The 12,040-nt window shown below is 54.7% G+C and carries 11 protein-coding genes; 4 read left to right on the top strand and 7 right to left on the bottom strand.

Annotated features, from left to right (window positions below):
* Positions 1-8: 8 nt before the first annotated feature.
* Genes ABLU87_RS28200 through ABLU87_RS28215 form a run of 4 tightly spaced genes read right to left on the bottom strand, consistent with a single transcriptional unit; the run spans position 9 to position 4,674 of the window.
* Positions 9-1,211: an arabinogalactan endo-beta-1,4-galactanase gene (locus ABLU87_RS28200; RefSeq protein ID WP_032694156.1), complete on the bottom strand. Its 1,203-nt coding sequence runs from the start codon at positions 1,209-1,211 to the stop codon at positions 9-11.
* Between the two features lie 4 nt (positions 1,212-1,215).
* On the bottom strand, positions 1,216-2,067 hold the full coding sequence (locus tag ABLU87_RS28205; protein ID WP_014837601.1) for a sugar ABC transporter permease: 852 nt from the start codon (positions 2,065-2,067) through the stop codon (positions 1,216-1,218).
* Between the two features lie 10 nt (positions 2,068-2,077).
* Positions 2,078-3,385, bottom strand: a complete 1,308-nt coding sequence (locus ABLU87_RS28210) for a sugar ABC transporter permease (protein WP_004848312.1) — start codon at positions 3,383-3,385, stop codon at positions 2,078-2,080.
* Between the two features lie 56 nt (positions 3,386-3,441).
* Positions 3,442-4,674, bottom strand: coding sequence for a maltodextrin ABC transporter substrate-binding protein (locus tag ABLU87_RS28215; protein ID WP_122117331.1), 1,233 nt, complete (start codon positions 4,672-4,674; stop codon positions 3,442-3,444).
* Between the two features lie 353 nt (positions 4,675-5,027).
* Here ABLU87_RS28215 and ABLU87_RS28220 point away from each other — a divergent pair, with 353 nt between their 5' ends.
* Both ABLU87_RS28220 and ABLU87_RS28225 read left to right on the top strand, forming a co-directional pair.
* Entirely contained in the window at positions 5,028-6,137 is a 1,110-nt protein-coding gene (locus tag ABLU87_RS28220; protein ID WP_004848307.1) for an ABC transporter ATP-binding protein, read from the top strand.
* A 243-nt stretch (positions 6,138-6,380) separates the two neighbouring features.
* Positions 6,381-7,967, top strand: a complete 1,587-nt coding sequence (locus ABLU87_RS28225) for an EAL domain-containing protein (protein ID WP_348865976.1) — start codon at positions 6,381-6,383, stop codon at positions 7,965-7,967.
* A 2-nt stretch (positions 7,968-7,969) separates the two neighbouring features.
* On the opposite strand, the gene ABLU87_RS28230 is transcribed toward ABLU87_RS28225, so the two are convergent.
* Positions 7,970-8,242 (bottom strand): metal-sensing transcriptional repressor, encoded by a 273-nt coding sequence (locus ABLU87_RS28230; RefSeq protein WP_004129869.1) that lies wholly within the window; start codon positions 8,240-8,242, stop codon positions 7,970-7,972.
* Between the two features lie 167 nt (positions 8,243-8,409).
* Between ABLU87_RS28230 and ABLU87_RS28235 the strand changes: the two genes are divergently transcribed.
* Complete coding sequence (locus ABLU87_RS28235; protein ID WP_196942044.1) at positions 8,410-9,300, top strand: nickel/cobalt efflux protein RcnA; 891 nt, start codon at positions 8,410-8,412, stop codon at positions 9,298-9,300.
* Between the two features lie 46 nt (positions 9,301-9,346).
* Here ABLU87_RS28235 and ABLU87_RS28240 read toward each other — a convergent pair whose 3' ends face one another.
* A complete protein-coding gene (locus ABLU87_RS28240) occupies positions 9,347-9,700 on the bottom strand; it encodes a DUF1428 family protein (protein ID WP_004848301.1) in 354 nt (117 codons plus the stop codon).
* A 92-nt stretch (positions 9,701-9,792) separates the two neighbouring features.
* On the bottom strand, positions 9,793-10,407 hold the full coding sequence (locus ABLU87_RS28245) for a membrane protein (protein ID WP_014228193.1): 615 nt from the start codon (positions 10,405-10,407) through the stop codon (positions 9,793-9,795).
* 87 nt (positions 10,408-10,494) lie between these two features.
* Here ABLU87_RS28245 and ABLU87_RS28250 point away from each other — a divergent pair, with 87 nt between their 5' ends.
* Positions 10,495-11,922, top strand: coding sequence for a PLP-dependent aminotransferase family protein (locus tag ABLU87_RS28250; protein ID WP_122117334.1), 1,428 nt, complete (start codon positions 10,495-10,497; stop codon positions 11,920-11,922).
* The last annotated feature ends 118 nt before the right edge of the window (positions 11,923-12,040 follow it).

Genomic DNA, 12,040 nt, shown 5'->3' on the forward strand with positions numbered 1-12,040 from the left:
CTGAATAATTAATTGAATACCTTCATCGACGGCAATGCTTTTCCCTGGCAATCAAACAGCGCCTGATTTTCCCGGGCATTCCCCTCTTTCCATTCATCATGGATATATTTCATTCCGGCAGGCGTCGCCCAGGTATTTCCCGGTACGGCAATCCACGTCGGCTCCCAATAAAAAATACCTTTACCGCGGTGATCCGGTACGTCCGCAACGGCCTGCATTAAGTCGTGAATATAATTATATTGCCCCTGTACGGTGGCAGGATAACCGCCATCCTTTTCCTCTTTCGCCTGGAAACTATTTTCGGCGTTGTCGCAGTTTTCCAGGGTATAGGCATAAGCGGCTTCCACCACTATCACGTCTTTGTTATAGCGCTTGCTGATATCGTCCATATTGGCTTTCAGCGCGCTAATCGGACCATTCCAGTAGGTGTACATCGACAGACCAATGATGTCGTAAGGCACGTTGCGCTTGCTGATTTCATCAAACCACCAGCGGAAGGTGTCGTTTTTCGTGCCTTCGGCCAGATGAAGCATAATTTTAATCTGCTCGCCGCCGGTGAGGTTTTCCTTCAGGCCGTCAATGGCGGCGTTTAGCAGCCCCGCCAGGCGATCGAACTCGCCGCCGCCCTGCCCCCAGCTTTTGCCCTCCGGCCACAGCATACCGCCGTTGATCTCGTTGCCGATCTGGACCATATCCGGCAGCACCCCCTCCTGCTTAAAGCGGGCAATCGTGTCGCGGGTGTAGTCGTGGATCGTGGTTTTCAGCTGCGGATAATCCATTTTCTCCCAGGCCTTCGGCTTGAACTGCTTGCCCGGATCGGTCCAGAAATCGCTGTAGTGAAAATCAAGCAGCAGCTTCATACCCTGTGCTTTTGCGCGCTTCGCCAGCGCCAGCGTCGCCGCCAGATCGTTATCGCCGCCGCCGTAACGCTGACCCTGGGCGTCTTTTGGATCCACCCACAGGCGCAGGCGAACATAGTTCACGCCGTCGGCCTTCAGAATCGCGATCGGATCCTGCGGCTGATTGTTGTGGTTAAAGAACTTCGCGCCGTGCTTTTCCGCATCCAGCAGCGTGGAGATATCCGCGCCTTTAATAAAATCAGCGGGCATATTGCTAAACGCCTTCGTTTGCAGCGCATCTGCCGCCAGCGTACCGGCGGAAAAACAGCATGCCAGAGAAACAGCAAGCCACGCGGGTGTTAATCTTTTCATGGGGTTATCCTTTTGTACTGCCTGAGGTGAGGCCGGAAACAAAGTATTTTTGTAGCGCCAGATAGAGAATTGCCACCGGGACGGCAATCAGCACCGCGCCCGCCGCGTAGGTGGTGTAGCTGGCGCCCATTTTCTGCGCCACCAGGTTATACAGGCCAATCGGCAGCGTGTATTTATCCGGGGTACGCAAAATGGTGCTGGAGAGGATGAAGTCCCCCAGCGGGCCGGTAAATGAAAACAGCGCCACCACCGCCAGAATCGGCTTCGACAGCGGCATAATGATTTCGATAAAGATGCGGAAGCTGCTGGCGCCATCCATCCGCGCGGATTCATCCAGATCTTTGGGGATCGCGTCCAGATACCCCTTCATGAGCCAGGTATTCATCGGGATCATGCCGCCAACGTAGATCAGCACCAGCGCCAGATGGCTATTGATCAACCCCAGCAGCTGAGAGAGAACAAAGATCGCAATCAGCGCCGAGAACTGCGGGATCATCTGCAGCAGCAGAAACAGCATCAGCCCGTTCTGCCGCCCTTTGAAACGAAACCGGGAGAACGCATAGGCCGTGAAGCTCACGCTGATTAAGGTCAACACCATGGTCATGAAGCTGATTTTCATCGAGTTCCAGTACCAGGTGAGATAATTCACATTGCCGTTAAACAGATCCGCGTAATGCTGGAACGACAGGTTTTCAGGAATAATCGACGTACTCAGCAGACTGTTCCCGGCGTTCAGAGACGCCCCTACCGTCCAGACCAGCGGATATATAATGATCGTCGATACGAAGAGGACCACCAGCCAGGTGAGAGACAGGCGAATCCACTTTTCGCGTTTAATACTCGGTGATTTAGCCATGTTGCTTCCCTTACGCCATGTCGTCGTTTTTGAAGGATTTCGTGGCGCGGAACTGCCACAACGCCAGGCCGACGACAAAAATCGACAGCAGAATCGTGATGGTGGCCGCGATGGCGTATTGCGAAGACGACATCGTTAATTTGTAGATCCACGACACCAGAATATCCGTACCGCCGGCATTCGACCCGGCTACCGCCGGTCCGCCGTTATTGAACAGGTAGATGATATTGAAGTTGTTAAAATTGAAGGTGTACTGAGTGATGATGATCGGCGCAATGGAGTAGAGCACCAGCGGCAGAGTAATGGTCCGCAGGCGGGTAAACGCGCTGGCGCCATCCATGGTGGCCGCTTCATACAGATCGTCCGGGATCGCCTGCAGGACGCCGGTGGTCATGGCGAAAACAAACGGAAAGCCCAGCCAGGTTTGCATCATGATCAGCGCCGTTTTAGTCCAGAACGGGTCGGTCAGCCAGGCCTTCGGCGTGATGCCAAAGAAGGACAAAATGGCGTTGTTAATCACCCCGAATGAATCATTGAACATGCCGGCAAAAACCAGAATCGTCACGAAGCCCGGCACCGCCCACGGCAGAATGAAAATTGTGCGGATCATCGGCTTAAAGCGCAGATCTTTCTGGTTGACCAGAATCGCCAGCAGCACGCCGACGGTACATTGCAGGGTCGTCGCCAGCAGCGTCCACACCACCGTCCACTGCAGTACGTCAAAGAAGGTCGAGCGCCAGATGGATAATGTGAAGATATTGATGAAGTTTTTGAATCCCACCCAATCCACCAGCTTCGCCGGCGGCGTGTGATAAAGGTTGTAGTTAGTAAAGGCGATAGCAAAACCAAACAGGATCGGGAAGATGACCACAAACACCAGCAGTATGAAGCCGGGCGTGATCATCAGATACGGGAAACCCTCGCTGAGCAGCATCTGATACTGCTTGCGTACGCTATTCAGCGCCATGCCTTCATCGCGCTTTTTGCCGTTAACCCAGGCATCGCGCAGCGAGAGGAAATAGACCAACAAACCGAATGCGATAATCAGTACGCTGATTATCCCTTCCGCCAGCAGGAAAATAGAGTTATCCCGCGGGACTTCCTCGCCTAAGGTATATAACCCCCACAGGCCTTCGCTGAGAAAGTCATAGAAAATGCTCATAAAACTGCTCAGCAGCACCAGGAAGACAATCCCCTTCAGCCACTGGCGGTGATAAAACTGCCCAAAACCCGGCACGATAGCCAGCAACAGGCCGCACCACGCATGGCGTCCTGCGCCGCGCGCTTCGGCAATATTTTCGCTGGGATTGATAATCACACACGACTCCTTCTGAAAACGGGAGGTCGGCCCTCCCGTTCTGTTACATCACCGAATTATTGATTGCTGGCCTGCATGGCTTCGATCTGCATCTTGATCTGCTTTTCAGCGTTATCGAGCGCCGCTTTCGGCTCCTGTTTACCGGTCAGGCTAAGCTCGAGCGCGGCGTTCGCCGGGCCCCATACCTCACCCATTTCCGGGAGCCCGGGCATCGCCGTCGCCCGCGCTGACTGCACCGCCACCGCGCTGGCCTTTTCGTCATTCTTAATCAGCGGATCGTCAATCATGGCCTTCAGCGGCGGGATTTCTCCGGTGGCGACATAACGCGCTTTCACGTACTGCGGCTGGTTGATGAACTCGATAAACTGCTGCGCCAGCGCTTTATCTTTACTCCACGTCGAGACGACATAGCCCTTCACGCCGAGGAAGGAGCTCATCGGTTTGCCATCCGGCAGCGTCGGCAAAGGCGCGACGCCATAATGAATGCCTGCCGCTTCATACGGCTGGAAGGCCCACGGGCCGTTAATCACCGCAGCCGCTTTCTTCTCGGTGAACAGCGAGTCGATGGCGTTCAGCCCGTTATCGCCGAGGATCCCCGCCGGGAATACCTTGTCGGTGTAGAATTTTTTCAGGAAAGTCACCGCTTCCACCGCGCCTGGCTTATTCAGGCCGACATCCTGCGGGTTGAAGCCGCCTTTGTCGTTTTTGCCAAAGATATAGCCGCCCATTGGGCCAATAGCGCCCCAGCTGTAATAGATCTGGTCAAACTTCGCCAGCAGGCCGTACTTACCCTCTTCGCGCTGCTTCTTCGAATAGTCGAACCAGTCCTGCAGGCTATCCAGCGGCTTATCGATCAGGTCTTTGTTGTAAATCAACACCAGGGTTTCCACCGCTTTCGGTACGCCGTAAAGCACGTTATCCATATGGAACGCGTTGATTGATGCCGGCGTAAAGGCCTCCTGCTTCGCCTGGTCCAGCGTCAGGGGAGACAGCAGTCCCTGGACGACCGCACCGCCTAGCTGGTCATTAGGGATCACCAGCACGTCCGGGCCAATGCCCGCCGGGCCATCAAGGCGTAGCTTTTCCAGCTGCTGGGCGTACGGCATTTCCTGCACGTTCACCTTAACGTTGAACTGCTTTTCAAAATCGCTTACCGCGGCCTTAATGCCGTCGGATTTTTTGATGTCTTCCCAGACGTTGAGCTGTCCGGCCGCGTGCGCCTGCAGGCTAACCAGCTGCCCGGCAGCCAGAGTAGTAAGGATCAGTGCAGCAAGAGTGTTCTTTTTCATTATCAACCTCATGTGAAGGTATAACAATTTAATGGTTTTTATTGGGCGATGTGACTTCCGAGAATCTTTCAGTTAACTGATAAACGGTGATTCATAAACAAATATGCCGTTATTCCTGATTTGTTATACGGTACGCTTTGAATGCTGACAAAACTACTGAAAGCTGCCAGTTGTGTGATCGTGATTGCAGAAATGAAACATCGATATAGGGCGCTAAAACTCTGGAAGTTATAGTCACTGCATGATTTTAGTGTCGTTGAGCATCGCCCGGCTGAATTGTTACACGTTATACAAATAATGCGTCACAGCCCAAATCCCAACGGCAAAAACGGCTACTAACCCGGGGAGTGTTGATGTCCAATATACGACTGAGGAATGTCACCAAACGGTTCGGCAGTACAGTGACGCTGCATCAGGTAAATCTTGATATTGAAGATGGCGAGTTTGCGGTTTTCGTCGGTCCGTCAGGCTGCGGCAAATCGACGCTACTGCGAATGATTGCCGGTCTCGAAGAGGTCAGCGAAGGTGAAGTGCTTATTGGCGATGAGGTGATGAATGATGTCGTTCCTGCCCATCGCGGCGTCGCCATGGTATTCCAGTCCTATGCGCTCTACCCGCATATGACGGTAGCGGAAAATATGGGCTATGGCCTGAAGGTGAATAAAGTGCCAAAAGATGAAATTCGCCGCCAGGTTGAAATGGTGGCGAAAACGCTGCAGCTCTCTCATCTGCTGGATCGCAAACCTAAGCAGCTTTCCGGCGGCCAGCGCCAGCGCGTGGCGATCGGTCGCGCCATCGTGCGTAATCCACGGGTGTTTATGTTTGATGAACCCCTCTCCAACCTGGATGCCGAGCTGCGCGTTGAGATGCGCCTGCATATTGCTAAACTGCATCATGAACTCAAAACCACCATGGTTTATGTCACCCACGATCAGGTTGAAGCGATGACGCTGGCCGATAAAATCGTGGTGATGAACTACGGCAAAGTTGAGCAGATGGGTTCGCCGATGTCGCTGTATTACAACCCGGTCAATAAGTTCGTTGCGGGATTTATCGGTTCGCCGAAAATGAACTTCCTGCCCGCGACGGTCACCGCATGGCAGCCGGGCCAGCTTAGCGTGAAAATGGCGCAAGATCATAATCTGACGCTCAATATCACCACATCGCCGCTGCAGCCCGGCGCTGCCGTTACCCTCGGTATTCGCCCTGAACATCTCTCAACTGATGTGAATATCGGTACCGTAGTTGAGTTTCAATGTGAAGTCGTGGAGAGACTGGGTAACAACACCTATCTGTTCGGCCAGTGCTACGGCCACGATAACGTCAAAATTCTGCTGCCCGGCGACGTTCATTTCCGTCCATGGCAGAAGATAAGGGTCGCGTTTGACGATCGCTACTGCATGGTCTTCGACGAAAACGACCAGCGGATTAGCGCTGACATCGCTGCGCCGGACGCCCATTAAGCGCAACATATGACTGTCATGATTGCGCTTTAGAATATGAATCTGTGCTGACAACGCTTATTGCCAGCATACCAGCCCTCGTTTTTCTCCGCGACGCTCCAGGCCTTGGGCGTCGCGGTTCATCCACTGTTAGCCCGAATTCGTTGCTATCTTGCGGTTCGGGCCTTTTTCTACCCCGTGCTGAACCCTCTTTTATCTTTCGCGTATACTCATCGAACCCCTCAATAAAATAAGGAAATACTCATGACGACCCGGCATCAGGTGAGTCTGGTTACAGGGGTATTGATACTGGCCATTATCCTGCTGGTCGCGCTGAGCATCTGGCTGGCAATGCAGCAGGCCAAAGAGCAATTTTATAGCGAACTGGACAACTTTTCCGTCCGCGTACTGGCCCGCGTTCAGCAGGTTGCCGATCAGGCAAGAGAGGCGCTGAACGAAGCTGATGCGCATGCGGCTACCACCTGCAGTCCGCAGCATTTGCTCACGATGCGACGGATCGCCTATACCCATCGCTACGTTCAGGAAGTGCTGTGGTTACATGAGGGTATTCCGCAGTGCTCTTCCCTCGAAGATCATCAGGTTTCGGTTACCTTTCCTGCTCCCGACCACATCACGGCCGATGGCTATCGTACCTGGCTTACCTCAGTTAACGATCTGGGTCTGAAACATAAAATGACGGCCATGGGCAGCGAGCATCACGTGGTGATGATCGATCCCGAGTCGTTTATCGATGTCATTCCATTAGGCCATGAACAGATTCACACGCTCTTGTTCGGCACGCAGCGCAATCAAATCATCATTAGCAGTAAACCGCTCAACGCTGCCGTCTGGGAGAGAATTAAGCATCAGTATGCCAGGACCCTAACCCTCGATAGCACCGTTTATCGTCTTCATCGTCTCCCGGAGCTGGGGCTGGCCATTGCCACCTGGTCCTCGACGGTGCCGCTGCAGAAAAAGCTACATCAGCAGCTGATGCTGTGGCTGCCGATTGGTCTGTTCACCAGCCTTCTGGCCTCATTTCTGCTGCTTCGCCTGCTGCGGAGGCTGCGCTCACCGCGTAATGGGATGCTGGACGCGCTGAATTCTCATGCCATCCAGGTTTATTACCAGCCCATTATTTCGCTGCAGAGCGGAAAGATCGTCGGCGCGGAGGCGCTTGCTCGCTGGAGGCAGCCCGATGGCAGTTTCTTATCGCCGGATATTTTTATTCCGCTTGCCGAACAAACCGGGCTGATTACCCGCTTAACCGAAGATATTGTACGAAAAATTTTTACCGATCTCGGTACCTGGCTGCGGCAGCGCCCGGAGATACATATCTCGATAAACCTGTCGGTTGATGATTTGCGTTCGCCAAGGCTGCCGATGCTGTTACAAGAGCAGCTTCAGCGCTGGGGCATCAGCGCTCAGCAGATCATTCTGGAAATCACCGAGCGCGGTTTTGTCGACCCGCAAACCACTCTGCCAGTCATCGCCGGCTATCGTCAGGCCGGACACCGTATCTCCATCGATGACTTCGGCACCGGCTATTCCAGCCTGAGCTATTTACAAAAGCTGGACGTTGATACCCTGAAAATCGATAAAGCATTTGTCGATACGCTGGAGTGTGAATCGCTGACGCCGCACATCATTGAAATGGCGAAAGCGCTCAATCTGGCGACCGTCGCAGAAGGCGTCGAAACCGAAAGCCAACGCGACTGGCTGCGCATGCATGGCGTGCTGTATGCCCAGGGCTGGCTTTATAGTAAGGCGCTGCCAAAAGAGAAATTTATTCTGTGGGCCGAGAATAACCTTAAGGCGTATTCATCGCCGTCCGGAACACATGATGACTGAGCCTATTTCAGATAGGATTTTATCACCTGCATCACCACATCAAGGTCAGCCTCACGCTGACCTTCTTCGGGCTCCTTCACGACATGATCCGTTAAATGCCCCTGGATAACCTGCATCATCATGCCGTTTACCGCACCGCGAATGGCAGCCAGCTGCTGTAGAACCTCTGCGCATTCATGCTCGCGGTTAAGCATTTTTTCCAGCGCGGCGCTTTGCCCCTGAATTTTCTTCAATCGGGTCAATAACATCTTCTTGTGACGAACGGTATGTGACATTTCGCGATCCACTATTTGATTAATCGATCGTTTCCACTAACGACCCTTGTATGCAATCAGAACAGCATAACATGCCCTACTCCCCCGGAGTATTTTTCTACTGGGGGGTAGTATTTATGTACTGGGGGGGAGTAGCATACAAGCACTTTTTAGTTAGGGATCACGTTATGAACGATTTCGCTTCACTCCTGCAGCAGGGCAACGCCTGGCTATTTATTCCCAGCGCGATTCTGCTGGGCGCGCTGCACGGCCTTGAGCCCGGGCACTCAAAAACCATGATGGCGGCATTTATCGTGGCGGTGCGGGGAACATTAAAGCAGGCGGTGCTGCTGGGGTTGGCGGCGACGGTATCGCATACGGCGGTGGTCTGGCTGGTGGCCATGGCAGGCCTGTGGTTCGGCCGCGGCTGGAATGCACAAACGTCGGAACCCTGGTTTCAGCTGATCTCAGGGGGCCTTATCGTACTGATTGCCTGCTGGATGCTGGCGCGTACCTGGCGCGAATCGCGTTCACATACCCATACCCATGACCATACCCATGACCATACCCATGACCATGACCATGACCATGACCATGAACATGAACATGAACATGAACATGAACATGAACATCATCACGATCGCCACCTTGCGCATCAACATCATCCTCACGCTCACCAACCTTCGCGGGTTGCCGCCGATGACTGGCAGGACGCCCATCAGCGCGCGCATGCGCAAGCGATCAATCGCCGCTTTAACGGCCAGCGGGTCACCACCGGGCAGATCGTCTTGTTCGGACTGACGGGGGGACTCATTCCCTGCCCGGCATCCATTACCGTACTGCTCATTTGCCTGCAGTTGAAAAAGTTCTCGCTGGGGGCAACCCTGGTACTGGGGTTTAGCGTTGGGCTGGCGATCACCCTGGTGGCTTCCGGCGCAATTGCCGCCCTCAGCCTGAAGCACGTGGCAAACCGCTGGCCCGGGCTGAACGATCTCTCGCGCAAAGCGCCGTGGATTTCCGGCACCCTGATTATGGTGGTGGGTTTTTATATGCTGCTGCATGGCTGGAGTCATCTGTAGCGCGTCTATCGCCATCCCCAAAAGCTATGGGGATGGCAAAGATGAATTACTCATCCAGAAGCGGGGCAAAGCCGCCGTATATCATTCGTTTTCCATCAAAGGGCATCGATTCGCCAAACTCTTTCATCCGCGGGTCGGCCATCATTTTGGCATTCGCGGCATCGCGAACCTCTTTAGAGGGATACTCAATCCAGCTGAACACCACCTCTTCACTCTCCTCCGCTTTCACCGCCAGGCGAAAATCGGTCAGCTTGCCATCCGGGACATCATCCGCCCAGCACTCGACCACGCGGAGTGCGCCAAACTCTTTAAATAATGGCGCGGCCTTTGCTGCCATCTCGCGGTATGCCTCCTTATTTTCCGCCGGTACGGCAACGACAAAACCATCAACGTACTTCATGAGTCTGCTCTCCGAAGTGAACAGTACGGCCGGAGAATCCGGCCGTATCTGAATTGATAAGTTTAGTCTCCAGGTCTGATGGCAGCGTAAAATCAGGAGATAGCCTCACCGGGTTTCGCCAGAGCCTTCCGCGCGGCTGGCTGATGAAACCACGGCAGACACAGCTGGATTAGCGGGCCGATAGTTAACGCATAGAGTACGGTTCCCACGCCAAACTTGCCGCCCATCATCCAGCCAATCAGCAGGACCGAAACTTCAATCGCGGTGCGGATACCGCGCAGCGACCACCCCGTACGAGCATGCAGACCGGTCATCAGCCCATCGCGCGGCCCGGGACCAAAGCCCGCGCCAATATACATCCCCGTCGCCAGCGCATTCAGTACGATAGCGCCCGCCAGCAGCAGGCTACGCGCCACCAGCGAATCCAACGGCGGCAGCACGGCTAAGGTCGCGTTTGCCGCCAGCCCCAGCACAATCACGTTGCTCACCGTACCCAGCCCCGGCATTTGCCGTAGCGGGATCCACAGCAGCAGCACTGCCGCTCCCGTCAGGATCATGACCGTACCAAAATCCAGATTAAACTGCTTACCGATCCCCAGATGAAAAACATCCCACGGATCGGCCCCCAGATTGGCATGCACAAATAACGCGGTCGACACGCCGTACAGGACCAGACCAATGTAAAGTTGCAGCAAGCGACGTACCATTTTTCACCTCAGGGCAATTGCGATTTCCCTTATCATCAGTAAAAATGGATTGATAATTAATGGCCAGTTTTTAAAAAGTGGATTGCTATGTTATCTCGTCGCTTTGGTGCACAATCGCTGGTACGGCTGCTCGGTCACTGGCAGGAGTCCACTTCTCGCACGCCTATATGGCGTCAGCTTGCAGAGGCGCTGCGCCTGCTCATTCTCGATGGCCGCCTGGCGCTGGAAACGCGACTGCCCGGGGAACGTGAACTGGCGGCTGCCCTGAATATCAGCCGCACCACGGTTGCCAGCGCGCTCGGTCAGCTTCGGGAAGAAGGCTATCTCTACAGCCGTCAGGGAAGCGGTTCGCGGATCGCCTTGCCGGAGCGTCCGGTAGAGGCGGCGGCCAAACAAACGGACCCGCTATCGGTGAATCTGGCCGTTGCCGCCCTTAGCGCCGGCCCCGAGATCCATAAGGCCTACAGCCAGGCCTTAAAGATCATGCCTGAACATTTATCCAACACCGGTTACGATCAACAAGGGCTCCCGCTTCTGCGCGAAGCCATCGCCCGCCGCTATAGCGAACGCGGGCTGCCAACCCGCAGCGATGAAGTGATGATCGTCAACGGGGCCCTTAGCGGTTTTGCGCTGGTACTGCGTTTATTCACCGGGCCCGGCGATCGGGTGGTGGTGGATGCGCCAACTTACCCCATGGCGCTTAGCGCGATACAGGGCGCATCATGTCGTCCGGTTAGCGTGGCGTTACCGCAGCAGGGATGGGATTGCGACGGTCTGGCGGCAACGATTGCCCAAACGGCTCCGCGTCTGGCCTGGCTGATGCCGGATTTTCATAATCCCACCGGCCGCTGTATGGATAGCGCAACGCGCCAGCGGGTAGCGGACATCGCCGCACAAACCCGCACCACGCTGGTGGCAGACGAAACGATGGTGGATTTATGGTATGACGCCCCGCCGCCGCCGCCTTTAGCGGCATTTAATCCTGATGCCCCGGTGATAACCATCGGTTCAGCGGGAAAAAGCTTCTGGGGCGGCCTGCGCATAGGTTGGATCCGCGCCTCTTCGCGAACCATTGCTTCGCTGGTTCAGGCCCGCGACTCTCTCGATCTCGGCTCCCCGCTGCTGGAACAGCTGGCCTGCTGCTGGTTGCTTGAGAATGAGCACAGGCTGCTACCGTCACGGCGCGCCATGCTGGCGACTCGCCGGAATATGTGCGGCGCGCTGATGGCGGAATATTTTCCCCACTGGCGCTTTACGCCGCCGGAGGGAGGACTCTCTTTTTGGGTGGAATTACCGGGAATGCTGGCGACGCTCTTTTCCGTTCGCGCTGAAAGCCGGGGGATTCACATCGGGACGGGAACTCGCTTTGGCCTGGCCGGCGCGTTTGATCGCTATTTGCGTTTGCCCTTTACCCTTTCGGATGACGAACTGCGCAGCGCATTTACGACATTGCAGCCGTTGTGGCATAGCCTGACTGAGCAGAAAGAGAGCTTCCGCCTGAGGAAAATCATTTAAGAAAATATCGACGGGCTGGAGCCAGCCCGTCAAAAACCATCATCCATGACGCATATGAGATGTTTTTATAAAATTGCGCTTCAATTTTGTCTTTCTGACGTGTCAGCCCGATGACAAA

Source organism: Klebsiella sp. CB_Kp196 (genome assembly GCF_040061575.1).
GTDB lineage: Bacteria > Pseudomonadota > Gammaproteobacteria > Enterobacterales > Enterobacteriaceae > Klebsiella > Klebsiella michiganensis.